General features: G+C 32.0%; 12 protein-coding genes. 2 read left to right on the forward strand and 10 right to left on the reverse strand.

The window, feature by feature from the left end; translation table 11 throughout:
- Positions 1 to 20: 20 nt before the first annotated feature.
- The 4 genes from B8T70_RS00115 to map all read right to left on the reverse strand — a co-directional run bounded on the left by B8T70_RS00115 (position 21) and on the right by map (position 5,166).
- The gene (locus B8T70_RS00115; RefSeq protein ID WP_086893512.1) at positions 21 to 2,936 is read right to left on the reverse strand and encodes a DEAD/DEAH box helicase; all 2,916 of its coding nucleotides are present in this window, start codon (positions 2,934 to 2,936) and stop codon (positions 21 to 23) included.
- Between the two features lie 113 nt (positions 2,937 to 3,049).
- Complete coding sequence (locus B8T70_RS00120; RefSeq protein WP_035618021.1) at positions 3,050 to 3,823, reverse strand: class I SAM-dependent methyltransferase; 774 nt, start codon at positions 3,821 to 3,823, stop codon at positions 3,050 to 3,052.
- A gap of 49 nt (positions 3,824 to 3,872) precedes the next feature.
- Entirely contained in the window at positions 3,873 to 4,286 is a 414-nt protein-coding gene (locus B8T70_RS00125; protein WP_086893513.1) for a GxxExxY protein, read from the reverse strand.
- A 61-nt stretch (positions 4,287 to 4,347) separates the two neighbouring features.
- Positions 4,348 to 5,166: a type I methionyl aminopeptidase gene (map, locus tag B8T70_RS00130; protein ID WP_039116416.1), complete on the reverse strand. Its 819-nt coding sequence runs from the start codon at positions 5,164 to 5,166 to the stop codon at positions 4,348 to 4,350.
- Positions 5,167 to 5,364: 198 nt separating this feature from the next.
- Between map and B8T70_RS00135 the strand changes: the two genes are divergently transcribed.
- Positions 5,365 to 6,609, forward strand: a complete 1,245-nt coding sequence (locus B8T70_RS00135) for a DUF445 domain-containing protein (protein WP_086893514.1) — start codon at positions 5,365 to 5,367, stop codon at positions 6,607 to 6,609.
- 55 nt (positions 6,610 to 6,664) lie between these two features.
- Here the strand turns inward: B8T70_RS00135 and B8T70_RS00140 are convergent, their stop codons facing one another.
- The 5 genes from B8T70_RS00140 to gpmI all read right to left on the reverse strand — a co-directional run bounded on the left by B8T70_RS00140 (position 6,665) and on the right by gpmI (position 13,459).
- Positions 6,665 to 8,053 carry a TolC family protein gene (locus B8T70_RS00140; protein WP_086893515.1) on the reverse strand — a complete coding sequence of 463 codons (1,389 nt, stop codon included), beginning with the start codon at positions 8,051 to 8,053 and terminating at the stop codon, positions 6,665 to 6,667.
- Complete coding sequence (locus tag B8T70_RS00145; RefSeq protein WP_086893516.1) at positions 8,053 to 9,399, reverse strand: HlyD family secretion protein; 1,347 nt, start codon at positions 9,397 to 9,399, stop codon at positions 8,053 to 8,055. Before B8T70_RS00145 ends, B8T70_RS00140 begins: the two co-directional genes overlap by 1 nt.
- Entirely contained in the window at positions 9,393 to 11,063 is a 1,671-nt protein-coding gene (locus tag B8T70_RS00150) for a peptidase domain-containing ABC transporter (RefSeq protein ID WP_086893517.1), read from the reverse strand. Before B8T70_RS00150 ends, B8T70_RS00145 begins: the two co-directional genes overlap by 7 nt.
- A 12-nt stretch (positions 11,064 to 11,075) precedes the next feature.
- On the reverse strand, positions 11,076 to 11,747 hold the full coding sequence (locus B8T70_RS00155; protein ID WP_039116411.1) for a TetR/AcrR family transcriptional regulator: 672 nt from the start codon (positions 11,745 to 11,747) through the stop codon (positions 11,076 to 11,078).
- A 194-nt stretch (positions 11,748 to 11,941) separates the two neighbouring features.
- On the reverse strand, positions 11,942 to 13,459 hold the full coding sequence (gene gpmI, locus B8T70_RS00160; RefSeq protein ID WP_086893518.1) for a 2,3-bisphosphoglycerate-independent phosphoglycerate mutase: 1,518 nt from the start codon (positions 13,457 to 13,459) through the stop codon (positions 11,942 to 11,944).
- Positions 13,460 to 14,015: 556 nt separating this feature from the next.
- On the opposite strand from gpmI, the gene B8T70_RS00165 reads away from it, so the two are divergent.
- Complete coding sequence (locus tag B8T70_RS00165) at positions 14,016 to 14,738, forward strand: murein L,D-transpeptidase catalytic domain family protein (protein WP_039116409.1); 723 nt, start codon at positions 14,016 to 14,018, stop codon at positions 14,736 to 14,738.
- Here B8T70_RS00165 and B8T70_RS00170 read toward each other — a convergent pair.
- Positions 14,727 to 16,307, reverse strand: a complete 1,581-nt coding sequence (locus B8T70_RS00170) for a murein L,D-transpeptidase (protein WP_039116408.1) — start codon at positions 16,305 to 16,307, stop codon at positions 14,727 to 14,729. The genes B8T70_RS00165 and B8T70_RS00170 overlap by 12 nt on opposite strands.
- Position 16,308: the final 1 nt, after the last annotated feature.

A 16,308-nucleotide genomic window follows, 5' to 3' on the forward strand; every position in this document is an offset into this window, starting at 1 on the left:
ACGAAAAATGTACCAATTTATTAGGAACCTAATATATACTCTAAATTAACTTCGATTTCATCGTTAACAAAGCTTTCTTCTAAAAGCGAATCAGATAATAGTTTTTTGTTTTCTTGCAGTTTAATTATTTTTTCTTCAACCGTATTTTTCGAAATAAACCTTACAACGTTTACTTTGTTTAATTGCCCAATTCGGTGCGCTCGTCCAACTCCTTGTTTTTCTGCAAAAGGATTCCACCATGGATCTAAAAATAAAACATAAGATGCTTTGGTGATATTTAAACCAACGCCACCTGCTTTAAGCGAAATAAAAAATAACAATGGATTTTCGTTTTCCTGAAATAAATTTACTTGTTGCTCTCTTTTCTTGGCAGGAGTATCACCTGTAATCTCACAAAAAGCTATTTTGTTTTCTTTACACCAAGTCGTGTAGAAACTCAAATTAGTAACAAATGAACTAAAAATGATGGTTTTTTGTTTCTCTTTTACTAAAGTTTCCAGATAATTAGTGACTGCGATATATTTTCCAGAATCAATCTCTGATTCCTGATCTACCATTTTTGGGTGATTACTCAGTTGTCTTAACTTCATCAATGTATTGATAATGCTAATTTTGTCTGGGCCGGATCCATCAGTTTTTAGTAAAAAATTACGTGCTTTTGATTTCTCTTTTTCATATAATTTTTCCTGTTCAGGATCCATATCGCAATAATAAATCTGCTCTGTCAATTCTGGTAAATCCTTTAAAACCTGCTCTTTGGTTCTTCTTAATATATAAGGCTGAATAAGATTTTTTAGTTCTGCTAAACTATCTTCGTCTTGCTTTTTCTCAATCGGAATTTTAAAATTTTCGGCAAAGAAATTATAACTGCCCAAAATATCTGGATTTATAAATTGCATTTGCGACCATAAATCGTCCAAAGAGTTTTCGATAGGCGTACCACTTAAAGCTATTTTATGTTCCGTGTTTATTTTAGTAATAGCTTTGAAAATTTTAGAATTTTTATTTTTAATGTATTGACTTTCGTCCAAAATTAAATAACGGAAATTGTATTTTTCTAAAATTGAAATATCGCGATGAATGATGCTGTAACTGGTAAAAATTAAATCTGATGATTCTAATCTACTCGCTAATAATTTTCTGTCGTTACCAACATACTGCATTTTCGAAAAATGGGGTGTAAATTTCCCCGCTTCGTTATACCAGTTAAAAACCAATGAAGAAGGCAAAACAATCAATGTTTTTAAAGGTTCTCTTTCAATAATGGTTTCATTTTGAAATAAATCAAAATTTGTGGTTTTGGTTGTAAAACCTAACTGTTCCTGTACGGCAACCAATACGGCTAAGGTTTGTAAAGTCTTACCAAGACCCATATCATCAGCCAGACAAGCACCCAAGTTGGAATTAAAATGTCCCAAAAGCCATTTTACACCCTCAATTTGATAAGGTCTCAAAGTTGCTTTTAGCAAATCAGAAGAGGTGTATTCAGCTTCGCGAATTGGATTTACATCATTTTTTATTTCTGGAATAGCATCTAATGCGGCAAAATTACTTTTGCGTAAAAGCAGATTCCCATTCTCTGTTTTTGCCAGTTTTGCCAGTGAACCATATTTACTGAGCCATTCTAAAGGAATTAAAAAATAGTTTCCGTCGGGCAATAAAAAGAGTCTTTCTTTGCTTTTTATATTCGGAATAATTTCGCTGAAATTGATTTTATATGCTCCAATTGAAATGATTATTTTAATGTCAAACCAATCTTCTTTAGTTTCTCCTTTTGAAAATAAAACGGTATGGTTTTCTGTAATGATTGCTTTGCTTTCCAGTTGCAAATTTTGGATTGTAAAACCTAAATTTTCTAACTCTTCTTTACGATTAATAACTAATTGAATATTAGTATAAGGATCTGGAGTTTCTGTATCTGAATTCCAGCCAAACAATTCATTTTTGATTTTTATGAAACCAATTTCTAGCAATTTGTTTGTATATAAATCTTCATCAGAGCTTCGTTTAAACTGAATTATTTTTGGTTCATTGGCAACACTAAAATCAACAAACGTATGTGTTTTTTTAGTTTTACTAGCGTCAAATGAATATCCGTTATAATCGAAATGAAGGTTGAGATAATAGCAGTTTTTAAAGAAATCATAAACAGGTTGAATCGTACAGGAGATAATTTTATCACGGAGTTCAATTTCAAAACCAGTTGCTTCAATGTCAGTTTTTTTAGCTATTTCGGGAATGAAATTTTTAAAATAATCATCAACTAATCTTGAAGGTATTTCGATTGATTTTTTCTTTAAAAAAGGCGTAAGTTTTTTAGAATTCAACTCTTTTAACTGCCCAAGTTTTTTATTGATAATCAACCAACCTGGCGCATCCAGCAGTATATCGATACTACTATTCATGGGCAGAAATGTAGTTTCGTTTTCTTTTAACGATAGTGTATATGTAATTCCTTCTGCGTGTTTGTCAAATTGAATTTGAGGTTCAAAATCGAGAGGATTAGTACTAACTCGTGTACGATAAAAATCCTTTTCAATTCCCATGTTAATAGATAACGGAAATTGTTCTTTTACAATTAGTGTGTAAAAGGAACTTAAATGTAGTTGTAGATGCTGGCGAATTGCAAAATCAATTTTGGAATCTTTTTGCAGATCAGTAATTGTTTTTGCCGATTTGATTTTTGCGCTAAATTTCTTGAAAATAAATTCAGGCTTTAAAAATTCACAAGCCGTCAGTATTTTTTTTGTATTGGGATCTAAATGTTCAAATATAATTCCAAAACTTTCAAGAACGTCTGCGCTTGCTTTTTTGTTTAAATATTTAATGTCATTATCATTAGCGTCTTCAACGATATAAGCTGTTGGGATATAAACATTCAGATTTTTTTCAAAACTGATGTCAAAACAAAATTGAAATGATTTCGAAGGTTCCAAGATTAAGGGTTTGGTTTGGTTGTAATTTGGGGAGTTGTCTAAAAATTAAAGAGTTTTCAAATTATTGCTATTTTGAAAACTCTTTAGATGAACTTATATGGTGAAAAAACTTTTTAGTTTTCCTGTTTAAAACAAAGTGGGATAATTTCTCCTTTGGCCAAACAATATTTCTCTACAAGTTCCGGTGCAATTTTATTGGTGTAGTCTTCTTCGATTACAATAAAACCAATACTTCTTAATTTGTCAAAATAATCACGACCGTAAATGCGTACGTGGTCATATTGTCCGAAGATTTTAGCACGTTCTTTTTGGTCGGTAATAGTATCATCGGCAAAAGTAACTTCTCTTGATAGATCTTGTGGAATTTGCAAAATAGCCATTCCGCCTGGTTTTAAAACGCGAAATAATTCCTGCATAGCTTTTGTGTCATCAGGAATATGTTCTAAAACGTGATTGCATAAAATAACATCATATTCATTATCCTTAAAAGGCAAATTACAGATATCTGCTTTTACATCTGCTAAAGGAGAGAATAAATCAGTCGTTGTATAGTCGAGGTTTTTTTGCTTGCGGAATAGTTTGTAAAAAGCTTGTTCCGGAGCAAAATGTAATACTTTTTTTGGTGCTGTAAAAAAATCAGTCTGATCATTAAGGTATAACCATAACAAGCGGTGTCTTTCTAAAGAAAGTGTGCTTGGTGATAATACATTGTTACGTTGAGTTCCATAACCATAAGGCAAAAACATTTTGAAACTTTTACCATCAATAGGATCAGTAAATTTATCTCCTTTTAATGTAAAGGCTAAAATAGGACGCGCCACATAACTCAAACGAATTAATAATGGACGTGGAATGGTATTAAGTACTAGTTTAAAAAGTTTCTTCATAATTATTTCGCAAAGGCTCACAAAGGGAACTCAAAGATTCGCTAAGTTTTTAAATGTTTGATTTTGAGTTTATAAATCTTTTTATGTTGTTTTTTAATATAATGCTGTTGTAATTTATTAACAAGCCTAATGGGTATTTTCCCAGTTTCAAGTATGTTAATATTTGAGCGAAATGCGCAGGACTAAAACTTTCAACAGTTTTTAATTCGATCACTAATTTATCTTCTACAAGTAAATCAATCCTGTATCCTTGTTCTAGTCTAATTTCTTTATAGATAATTGGGAGTGTGACTTCTTTTTCAACTTTTAAACCTGCATTTTTAATTTCATAAAATAGGCATTCCTGATAAGCAGATTCGAGCAAACCTGGACCAAGTTGTCGATGAACTTCTATTGCTAATCCAATTATCTTGTATGATATAGCTTGTAAATCTTCAGGTATTTCGGAGAACTCATCACTCATCGTTATGCTTATTTTGAAAATAAATCTTTGCGTTTACTTTGTGAAACTTTGCGTAATAGCCTTATAAAACTAATGGCACTTTTCTAAACTCATCCTCTTCATTACTTTCGATTCCTAGTGCTTTATAGATGTATTGGAAAGTTGATAAGATTTCTGGTTTACCATCGATTAAAGCTACATCATGTTCAAAGTGAGCACTAGCTTTACCGTCGGCAGTTGTAATTGTCCAGCCATCTTTATGTTGTTTTATGTTTCTTGTTCCAAGGTTAATCATTGGCTCAATGGCAACAACCATTCCTTCAACAAAAAGTTTTCCTCTACCTTTTTTACCATAGTTAGGCATTTCAGGATCTTCGTGCATTTTTTGTCCAAGTCCATGACCTACAAGTTCACGAACAACACCATATCCATGGGATTCAGTATATTTTTGTATAGCATTTCCAACATCTTCTACTCGGTTTCCAGCTTTAAATTCGCGGATTCCAACATATAAAGATTCTTTGGTAACTTGTAATAGTTTTTTAACTTCTGGAGCAACTTCTCCAATTTCAAAGCTATAAGCATGATCTCCGTGATACCCATTTTTGTATGCACCACAATCTACCGAGATAACATCACCACTTTTTAGAGGTGTATTATTCGGGATACCGTGAACAACTTGCGAGTTTGGACTCATACAAAGTGAGTTCGGGAAGTCGTACAAACCTAAGAAGCTTGGTACAGCACCGTGATCACGAATAAATTCTTCGGCTAGTTTGTCAAGATATAATGTGGTGACTCCTTCTTTTATTTCAGAAGCAATCATTCCTAATGTTTTAGATACGATTAAGGCACTTTCGCGCATTAATTCTATTTCTTCACGTGATTTTACAATAATCATAATTTCGGATTTTCAGTTGGCAAAAGTACAATTTTAATATTATTTTTTTTAAATAGCTTTTGTATTTAATTATAACAATAATAATTAGGTCAAATAGCTATGATAAATATATAGAAAGTTTGTAAAATTATCTTGTTAAAATGAAAACAGTTGTAGAAACAATTGAATAAATTAGCTTCTTAATTAACTCGTTACATTATGAAAAGTAGTAATAACCAAGAAGGCATAAGCAAAGCGGCTGGTTTGATTAAGATGAAGAGATTTGCTTTGGGAGTATTGGGTGTAGCTGTAGTTCTTTTTTTGATAGCAATTTATTTTAAAATAGGTTGGCTAAAAGCTTTTAGCGAGGCGGCTATGGTGGGGGGAATTGCAGATTGGTTCGCTATAGTAGCCTTATTCAGGCATCCTCTGGGATTGCCAATTCCGCATACAGCTTTGATACCTAATAATAAAGATGCTATTGGGCAAAATCTTGGCACTTTTGTTTCTGATGAGTTTTTAATCAAAGAGAAATTAGAAGTAAAAATCGAGCAATTCAATTTTGCCGAAAAGGCTGCAAGCTGGCTATCTGAAAAAAGCAATGCAAATACAATCGCTTCATTAATTATTGAAGATATTATACCAGGGATTTTAAAAACAATCGTAGATGAAGATGTTCAGAAGTTTATTCAAGCCAAATTTGAAACCAAATTAAGAGAAATAAATTTTGGAGAATGGATTGCGGTAGGGTTGGAATCATTAACTAAAAGTGAAAAACAAGAGCAGTTAATTACTAATGTTCTAAAGATCCTTACGGAAGAATTGCAGAATAACAGAGATGTGATTCGCGAAAAAGTAAATAAATCAACGCCTTGGTACACGCTTGGTGTGGCCGATAAAAAAATTGCAGACGGTATTTTTAATGGACTTTATGAATTTATCGATGAAGCAAAACATTCTAACAGCAGTATCAGAAGAAAAATAAATGCCTATGTTCTTGATTTCATTACAGAGCTAAATAGTTCGCCAGAGCTTCAGCAAAAAGTAAATGATTTAGTGATAGAGTTTGCTCATAAGAGTGAAGTGAAAGAATATATCAATGATATTTGGGGTCAGATAAAAGTTGCGATTTCTGCCGATTTAGAAAAGAAAGATGATTCTAAAATAAAAAATAAAATCATCAACATGATTCAGAATTTTGGAGTCAGTATAAAAGGGGATGAAATTATGTTGAGTAAAATCAATAATTTTATAAAAATAGATTTGCTAGGAATCCTTTTGAAGAATAAGCAAATGATTGGAGATTTAATTGCTTCATCGGTAAAGAGTTGGGATAAGGAAGAAATCTCTAATAAGTTAGAATTAGAAATTGGGAAAGATCTCCAGTTTATCCGAATTAACGGAACTGTAGTAGGAGGGTTTGTGGGGCTTTTTATTTATTTTATCGAACATATTATCACCTAAAAAAAAGAGACAAATCGTAAGACTTGTCTCTTTTTAGGATATTTTAAGTTTAGTTTTAATCAGGATTTGCCATGATTTTAAAAAGTTCTGAATTAGAAATATAAAATCTGTTTTCTAAGGCAATAGCAGCAAGTTTAGCACTTACTAAATTATTCTCTCGAGTATTAATTAAGAATAGAGAACTTTCTCCAAACGAAAATAAGCGTTCTTCGGAGTTGAGCATTGTAACATTGTTTTCGACCAAATCTTTCGCCAGTTTCTTTTGTTTTAAGAGTGAGGTGATTTCTGTTTTTTGCGCGCTTATTTTATTGGTTAATTGTGTTTTTTCTAAAGCCAAAGCAAATTCATTCTCCTGAAGTTTATATTTCGCTAGTTTTAAGCTCCCTCGTTCCTTTCTTAAAAATAAAGGGAAATAAAATTCCAATCCTATTTTGTAATCTTCAAAACGATAATTATCAATGTAACCAGGCTCTGATAAATAGGAGTAACCCACATTTATTTTGGGTAACAGCATATTTTCTTTTAGCTTTTTTTCTACATTCAAAATCTCTATTTTGTTTTGTAACGCATTTATTTTCGGATGCGTTTCTAAGCTAAAATCGTTTTGTAATAAATCATTGGTTTTTAAAGTTTCTTGCAATGAGTTTTCTAGCTCAGTTTCAGGAATAAGACTATCGGACATCTCTAGCGGAATATTGTTTTCCAGCCAAAGAAAATTAGATAGTTCTAGTTTTGATTTAGCCAGTTTTAGTTTAGAATCCTCAAGACTTAATTCTCTATTTTTTAAACTAATTCCAGCTTCAATACTATCAATTGCAGGTTTGTCTCCTTGGCTTATTAATGCTTTGATTCCTGTTAGGCGTATTTGCGCATTATTATTGTACGTTTCGTAAAGCTTCATTTCGTCAAAATTCTTCTTCCAGTTAAAATAAGCAATCGAAGCATCGTACAATACAGCAATGGCTTGAAGTTTTCTTTCGGATTCGCTTAGTTTTATCTGAATTTTTGCTTTACGAACATCCGCCATTCTTTGGTTTATGAATAATCCTTGTCCAATAGGTACACTAATTCCAAAAGAAGTTAATCCTTTATTAGGAGTTGTGTTTTCGGGATTAAGATAAACACCTTCGTTATTATCGAATCCTGCTTTTAACTCGATTCCATACCAAGTCGGAATTTTAAAACTGCTGTTTAAAATGGAGTAGTATTCTTTGTCTTTAAATTGTTTTTGACTAAAATCGACTTCAATTTTTGGATCAAAACCGCCTCGGGCCATCATTAAATTAGCTTGGGCTTCACTGACTTCCAAATTAGCACTTTTAACCAAAGGGTGGTATTTTTTTACATATCCAAGAAATTCATTATAGCTGAATTCTTTAGCTATTGGTTCTTGACCAAAAACGGTAAAACCAATAAAAAGAAAGGCAAAAAGTAGTGATTTCATTATTTTTTTTCTTTTGTGGTTTTTGTCTCATTCTTGTAATAATTTGGAGGGAATCCGTTAAGGGTTCTCCAAATCTCAAACCAAATTGGTACAGTGTCTAACAATGCAATTGTTTGTGCACCAGAACCAACACTAAGTTGTTTAGGCCATTTAGCTTCGGATGGGTCTGGGGCAATCAGGATTCTGTATTTACCATTGTCGCTAATAAAATTTTCTATGGCTACAACTTGCCCTCCAAATGTACCGTAAGATATATCAGGCCAGCCCGAAAATACTATCGTAGGCCAACCATCAAACCAAACACGTACTTTTTCTCCTTTTTTTATCAAAGGCAAATCAATAGGATTTATAAAGGTTTCGACCGCAATATCATATTCAGATGGCATTATGGTTACTATTGGTGTTCCTTCTTTTATCGTTTCGCCAATACCAGCCAGCAAAGCTCTGTTAATGTAACCATTTTGTGCTGCTTTAATGTAATACATACCATTACGTACACTATAATTTACATATTGATTTTCTAGTTTATTAACCTGTGCTTCAGTATCAAATTTATTACTCAAGGTTGTATATTGATCACTTTTTGCTTTAGCTGCTTTTTCAGAATATTCGGCAGTGATTCTGTTAATCTCTACTTTAGTATTTATGTATTCATTTTTGCTGGTTAAATATTTATTTTCCTGAGTTACAATTTTAGCATCAACATCTTGTAATTTTAAGCGTTTTTCCTCTACATCGGTCATCGGTTTTAAACCTTCTTTGTTTAGTTGCAAGGCACGATTATATTGTGTGTTTGCAATTTTTAGCTGCGTTTTAACTGCAACAAGATCTATGCTGTCGCTTTTTATTTTTAAAAGGGATTGTTTTACTTTATTTCTTGCTTGCTCTAATTTTAATTTCTTCTCGTTTTCTATAAATTCTATTTGCTTAGAAAGTGTATTTACTTTTTCTCCATAGGATTCTAGAGATTGCTTTTTAGCATTAACTTGGTTTTTAGTGTTTTCTACTAAATTTGGATCCATGTAATCTTCTTTTATCTCAGAAATAAACATGATTGTATCTCCTTTTTTTACAAAATCCCCTTCTTGTACATACCATTTCTCAATTCGACCCGAAATAATACTCTGGATAGATTGTGGTCTTTGGTTGGGTTTTAAGGTCGTTACAGATCCTGAACCAGAGATGTTCTGTGTCCATGGCAAGAAAAGCGATATTATTACAAAGATTGCGGTGCCTATTATTATTTTATTCAGGATTTTATAATGAGGCCTATTGCTTAGGTCTTTTATAGTTTTATACTTGTCAAGAGGCTGTAACTTTGTTTTATTGTCGGAAATGTTTAGCATGGCGTATTGTTTTTTTGATCAAGTATGATAAGGCCGTTTTGCATGGTTATTTTTCGCGTAGATTTTGTTTTCCAATAAGGATTTTTAGAGGAAACAATAATGGTCCATTTATTCTTGTCGGAAGTTATAAAATCAATAATTTCATTAGCAACTTCATCATCCATAGTATCCGTTGGATCTTCATAAAAAAGGATTTTTGGTTTATGAATAATACTTCTTGCTAATAAGATTTTTTGAGCATTAGAGGAAGATAATTGTCTTCCTTCCGGGTAAATATGTGTGTCTAAACCTTTTGATAATAATTTAATAAATGGGCTAAGTTGAACTCCATCTACGGCCCACTTTAAATCTTCAGAGCTTATCGATGGGTCATTAAAAGTAATGTTTTCTAAAATGGTTCCTTCAAACGGGGTTTCATTGTGAATGATACTGCCTATTTGTGAGCGATATTGTTTTAGGTTTATTTTCTTAAAGGTGTCATCATTGATATAAAAAGCGCCAGAACTTTGTTTAAGTACGCCCGATAACAAACGGATAAGAGTAGTTTTTCCTGAGCCATTTTGACCATCAATTACTATTTTTTCTCCCTGATTTATTTTAAGGGTAATAGAGTCCAGCGCATTCTTCTGAGAATCTGGAAACTTTACACTTAGACCTTCTGTTTCTAAAGTGATGTTATTATAGCAACGGTCATTTTGTGAATCTGAATTTTCTTCTAATTCTAAATCCGTTACTTGTCCTATTTTTTCAACAGAAGTTAAAACATCATAAAAACTTTCGAGTCCCAGAATGATTTTCTCAACAGAGTTAATAACTAATAAGATGATAATTTCTGCAGCAACAAACTGTCCAATATTCATTTCCTGACTTAATACTAAATATCCTCCAATAGATAGTAAACTAGCAGTTATAATGATTTTAAAAAGAATCAATTGTGTAAATTGTCTTTTGATAACGCTAAAATGTTTTTCGCGATACGTAAGATAACCACTTACTATTGAGTTGTTTTTTTGAAGTGCAAAATCATAATTAAGTTCATTCCTGAAACTATAATTATTACGTGCCATTTCTTGTAACCAGCTTGCAACTTTATACTTGAATTTCGATTCTTTTAAACTGGTTTCTAAACCTGATTTGTACGAAAATTTAAAAATGAAGTATAAAAGAAGAAACAATAAGAGACCAAATACTATAAAATAGGGATGGTATAAGGACAGCAGGATAATTCCAAAAGTGATTTGGAGTAAGGCTGCCGAAAAATCAGTCAATAATTTTGAAGTTCCTTTTTGGATGGTCATGGTATCAAAAAAACGATTTGTTAATTCTGGGGGATATGTGCCGTATAATTCTGCTTGTTTTATTTTTGGTAAACGAGCTGCAAATTCAAATGAGGCACGAACGAATATTTTTTGCTGTAAGTTTTCGGTAATTCGCAATTGCATAAAAGATAAAATCCCAACAAGCGCAACTCCGGTAACAACTAAGATGATAAGAACAATCCAGGATGCACTTACCCTGCCAGATTGTATAAAAGTAATAATGGCTTGGATTCCTAACGGAAGCGACAAACTTATTAATCCTGCAAAAATAGCATAGAAAAAGATTTGATAAATGTCTTTTTTATCTAGCTCAAGTAAATTGTAAAATCGTTTTATTGGAGTCATAATTGGTTGTTTTTAGCGCAAAACGTTTTCTGCAAGATTTAAATAAAATTGAGTAGTTGTAACGGTTTCATTGCAATCTGTGATTGTCTTTAAATGATCTGTCAGGAAATGTTGGTGTAAACTTCCTTCTACAATAGTCGATACTAGAGATTTTGCAAAAGGGTAGTCCGGATTTACTTCCTTTACAATAGAAACGATTCTGTTAATGACTCTTTTGTATATTAAAAAAAAGCCTTCTTTGTTTTCCTGATCAACCTCTTTAGTATGGAATGTTTTAGTGAATTCTGCAATTATAATTTTATTTAAAATCGCTTCATTAATATGTTCTGTAGAGGCATCATCGGTAACTTTTTCGGTAACAATGGTAATGGCTTTATTAAGTTTTTCTTTTTTATCTATGATGTTAGTAGTAGAGAAAACCAGTTTATATTCCATCCAGCTCCAGTACCAAGAAGACAAATAGACTAATAATTTGTGTTTGTTTTCAAAATAACGATAAATCGAACTTTCGTTAGATCCTATTTCTACGCCTAATTTTTTAAATGTAAAATTATCAAACCCAATTGCATCGATGAGAAGAATACTTTGTTCAATAATTTTTTTTCCTAAGGCAGATGTTTCCGGATCCTTTACATAGATCTTTTCATTGACTTGGATTTTTAAATTTGATAGTATAGTCTCCATAAAAGTTATTTTAAATGCAAATATAATAGTATTACTTTCAACTTTGAGTATTTAACTTTTATTTGTGCAAAAAAAAAGCTGTTCTTGATTTAAGAACAGCTTTTTTAAAAAATAGTTTTCAGTTTCAGTCGCAGTACCAGTTTTCAGTGATGATTGCAACTGAATACTGTTACTGTAAGCTAAAACGAATGCTTTTACAACAATGAATGACAAGTCATTGCAGCAGGTTGTGGAATTCCCATTAACTCAAGAATAGTAGGAGCAATGTCACCCAGAACACCATCGTGTATTGTTTTTAATTCTTTGTCAACCAAAATAATCGGCACAGGATTAGTTGTGTGTGCTGTATTAGGGCTTCCGTCAGGATTAATCATAGTTTCGCAATTTCCGTGATCGGCAATTACAATTGTAGTATAATCATTTGCAAGAGCAGCTTCGATAACTTCTTTTACACAAGCATCAACAGCTTCACAAGCTAATATTGCGGCGCTCATAATTCCTGTATGTCCTACCATGTCTCCATTGGCAAAATTTAAACATACAAAATCTACTTCACTTTTATTTAATTCAGGTACTAATGCATCTTTTAATTCAAATGCACTCATTTCTGGTTGTAAATCGTAAGTTGCTACTTTTGGAGAATTTCTTAAAATTCTGCTTTCGCCTTCAAAAGGAACTTCTCTTCCGCCAGAAAAGAAAAAGGTTACATGAGGATATTTCTCCGTTTCGGCAATACGAATTTGTTTTTTATTTGCTTTCTCTAAAACTTCACCTAATGTTTCGGTAATGTTGTCTTTGTTGTAAACAACTTTTACGTTTAGGTATGTTTCGTCGTAATTAGTAAGCGTTACATAATACAATTTTAGTTTATGCATGTTTTGCTCGTGAAAATCTTCTTGCGAAAGAGCTTCAGTAAGTTCACGACCTCTATCGGTTCTAAAATTGAAGAAAATAACAACATCATCCTCTTCGATAGTTGCTAGTGGTTTATCATTTGCATCAACCATAATGATTGGAGCGATAAACTCATCAGTAATGTTATTTTCGTAGCTTTCTTTAATAGAAGCTGCTGCATCTTTTGAGTGTGTACCCAGTCCGTTTACTATTAAATCGTAAGCTAGTTTTACACGTTCCCAACGTTTGTCACGATCCATTGCATAATAACGACCTATTACAGATGCTATTTTTACTGGAGTATTTGCAATATGGTTTTCTAAATCTTGTATGTAAGTTGCTCCAGATTTAGGATCAACATCACGACCATCTGTAAAGGCATGAACAAATACTTTGTCTAAGCCATATTCTTGAGTAGCATCAATTAATCCTCGTAAGTGAGAAGTGTGTGAGTGAACACCACCATCAGAAACAAGACCTAAAAAATGTACTTTTTTATTGTTTTCTTTTGCATAAGTAAACGCATCTACAAGTACTTGCTCTTTGGCTAAAGTATTGTGAGCTACAGCAAGGTTTATTTTTGCTAAATCCTGGTAAACGATTCTTCCCGCACCAAGGTTCATGTGTCCAACTTCACTATTTCCCATTTGCCCTTCTGGTAAACCTACATTTAAACCATCGGTACGAAGTTGTGCGCTTGGGTAGTTTTTGTAAAGGCTATTTATAAATGGAACATTTGCATTGTCTATTGCAGATACTTTAGGGTCAGGAGATTTTCCCCAACCATCTAAAATCATAAGGATTACTTTTTTGTTCATCAGAATTTATTTTGCACAAAGATAAGCCATTTGTAAAATGTTTAAGAAAGACTTAGATACAATTATGCTTTATAAAGGGAACGGTATAAAAAAATAATAATTTAATTATAGAAGGTGTAATTTTTTAAAATAAATGCAGATTAGGTTTTGTTTTTGATGTCATTATAGTCAATGAAATGGTGAATGCTTACCGATAAAATATGGTTTAATACATTCCTGAATAAGTAAGTTGTTTGTGTTATTAAAGAATAAAGTATTTGAGATAATCTGGAAGAGCTTAAAAAAGTCTATTTACTTTAAAATGATGTAATTAATTAGTGTAGCTAAATGTGGTATAATTGATTAATTTGCTTTTCTAATATGTAGGTTTTTGTTTATAGTTTGCTGTTTTTCAATAAGTTTTGTTATAATTTCATTAAGAGAATACAATAAATATTAGGTTGTATTCGTTAAAAAATGATTAAAAAGTACTTCGTTTCTACTGTAAAATTTTGGGAGCTACATATTTTTTATATATTTGCGAACCACGAAACAAATTATAACCTAAACGCATTCAATGATTTATAAGATTTGTCCCATATTGTTAATGTTGTTTTTGTCATTTACCACGGATACAAAAACAACTACAGAAGTTAAAAAAGTTGAAAAGAAAAATATCGCTAGTACAGTAACTGCAAGCTTAGATTTAAGAATCAAAGCGGTTTATAGTACGCTTAATGCAAATAATTTTGATTTACCTGAACTTAAGAGTTTTACAGAGGCTTTAAAAGGTTTTTATTTATTAAAGGAAAAAGGACTTATTCAAAAAGATCTTTTGACTTTAGTCGATTTTAGTTTGTCTTCTAATCTGAAACGTCTTTGGGTTATCGATCTTTCTACCAATACCGTATTGTTTCAATCTCTGGTTGCTCACGGAAGAAATACAGGTGAAGAATTCGCATCAGATTTTTCAAATACAAATTCTTCCTATAAAAGTAGTCTTGGATTTTATGCAACAGGTGAGGTGTATAGAGGAAAACACGGAATCTCGTTACGTTTAGATGGTTTAGAAAGAGGAGTTAATGATAATGCGCGCGAAAGAGCAGTAGTAATTCATGGAGCCGATTATGTTTCTGAGTCATTTATTAGAAACAATAAAAGGTTAGGTCGTAGCCAAGGTTGTCCAGCTATTCCTGTAGAATTAACTAATGCAATTATCGAAGCAATAAAAGATAAATCGTGTTTATATATCTATCATCCATCAAGAACCTTTACGATGGAAGAAAAGCTAATTTCTTAATTTAGCATATAAATCGGTGTCTAAATTGTAGATGTCATTTCTAAATTGTAAAGAATTGTCTTCGCTCCATGCGGTCCAATACCATTGATACATAGCGTATTTTTTGGCAATTCTTACATTAGTGGTTTTTTTAGTAACTATAAGAGAATCTATTTTTTCTTTCGACCAGTTATTAGAGTCCAATATATGTTGTGCTAATTCCAAAGGATTTTCGACACGAACACAACCAGAACTTAAAGAACGATTGTTTCTTCCGAATAAGTTGCGGTGATTGGTATCATGTAAATAGACGCTATGGTTATTTGGAAACAAGATTTTCATTAATCCCAATGAGTTACTACTTCCAGGACTTTGTACATAACGATAACTACCAGGAGAATTTTCATTCCAGTCACTAGGTTCTACAACAGAGTTGTCTTTACTGTAAATCGTAATGTTTTTATTTTTTAAATAATTTCGATTACGTTTCATTGCAGGAACAATATCTTCTTTTAATATAGTTGGCGGAACAGTCCATGTTGGGTTGAAGACAACAGTTTTAAGAGTTGAGGTTAGGATAGGTGTTTTTCGGCTATTAGTACCCACAACAATTTTTCGAACAACAGTAGTGTCTTTGTTTTCTACAACATGTAGGCTGTAATCAGGAATGTTTATTATAAAATAATTTTCGGCAAGCGTATCTGCAAACCATCTCCAGCGCTCAATGTTGCTGATAATTTGATGTTTTCGTCTGATTTTAGAAAAATTCAAAGCATTAACAGTTCCTTTACCAATAACACCATCGGCAGCTAGGCCATGACGAGTTTGGAATTTTTTAATAGCTTCAAATGTCTTATTGTCGTAAGTAGATGTTAAACTGTCCCTCCCTGTTAAATCTTTCCAGTATAAAAGACGTTTTTTAATTGTAATCATTGCGTTATTAGTGTCGTGCAACGTTACTTTATCTTCAACTTCGATGGTTTTAATGTTGTCGTCTGGAAATTCATTTAGTAATTCTAGTGCTTTTAGTAACCTTTTATAGGTATATGTTTTTGGCTGACTTTTTTCGATAGCAAGTGTTAAATCATTATCATTAAAAGCTTTAATAAGAATGGTGTTTACATTAAAAGGTTTGTCATTTAAATCCCAATCATTATATAGTTTTTTAGGATTCAGTTTTCCTTTATGTAAATGCGTTAAGTATTTCTGAAAATTATAAGTAAGCAAAACGTCATATAGAGCCAAGTCGGTATCGTTTAACTTACTTATTTTACTTTCAAAATTTTCTATTCTTTTTATGCTATAATCGTTTGGTTCTAAACCAAGAGATTCAGATTTTTTTAATTCATCAATAATGAAGGTTCTTTTTTCAAGATTCCCCCAAACGGTTTCATTATGAGATGCGATGTAAAATTTTTTAAGATCTTCACTTTTAAAAGAGCCTATCACCGATGTGTCCAACTGAATTTTTCGTTCATCAGTTTGAACAATTGCAGGAAGAGGTTCTGCTTTTTTTACAGGAATTGCTTTTTCTTCTTTTTTGCAACTTATAAAGATTGATAGTAATATTAAAAAGTAAAGTTTATTCATT

The organism is Flavobacterium sp. AJR (assembly GCF_002156885.1).
GTDB lineage: Bacteria > Bacteroidota > Bacteroidia > Flavobacteriales > Flavobacteriaceae > Flavobacterium.

What these genes read in the sequence shown, in the direction of transcription:
- B8T70_RS00145 (WP_086893516.1), bottom strand. Translation starts at nt 9,399, where the DNA reads ATGCTAAACATTTCCGACAATAAAACAAAGTTACAGCCTCTTGACAAG.
- B8T70_RS00150 (WP_086893517.1), bottom strand. Translation starts at nt 11,063, where the DNA reads ATGACTCCAATAAAACGATTTTACAATTTACTTGAGCTAGATAAAAAA.
- B8T70_RS00120 (WP_035618021.1), bottom strand. Translation starts at nt 3,823, where the DNA reads ATGAAGAAACTTTTTAAACTAGTACTTAATACCATTCCACGTCCATTA.
- B8T70_RS00155 (WP_039116411.1), bottom strand. Translation starts at nt 11,747, where the DNA reads ATGGAGACTATACTATCAAATTTAAAAATCCAAGTCAATGAAAAGATC.
- B8T70_RS00135 (WP_086893514.1), top strand. Translation starts at nt 5,365, where the DNA reads ATGAAAAGTAGTAATAACCAAGAAGGCATAAGCAAAGCGGCTGGTTTG.
- map (WP_039116416.1), bottom strand. Translation starts at nt 5,166, where the DNA reads ATGATTATTGTAAAATCACGTGAAGAAATAGAATTAATGCGCGAAAGT.
- gpmI (WP_086893518.1), bottom strand. Translation starts at nt 13,459, where the DNA reads ATGAACAAAAAAGTAATCCTTATGATTTTAGATGGTTGGGGAAAATCT.
- B8T70_RS00170 (WP_039116408.1), bottom strand. Translation starts at nt 16,307, where the DNA reads ATGAATAAACTTTACTTTTTAATATTACTATCAATCTTTATAAGTTGC.
- B8T70_RS00140 (WP_086893515.1), bottom strand. Translation starts at nt 8,053, where the DNA reads ATGAAATCACTACTTTTTGCCTTTCTTTTTATTGGTTTTACCGTTTTT.
- B8T70_RS00165 (WP_039116409.1), top strand. Translation starts at nt 14,016, where the DNA reads ATGATTTATAAGATTTGTCCCATATTGTTAATGTTGTTTTTGTCATTT.
- B8T70_RS00125 (WP_086893513.1), bottom strand. Translation starts at nt 4,286, where the DNA reads ATGAGTGATGAGTTCTCCGAAATACCTGAAGATTTACAAGCTATATCA.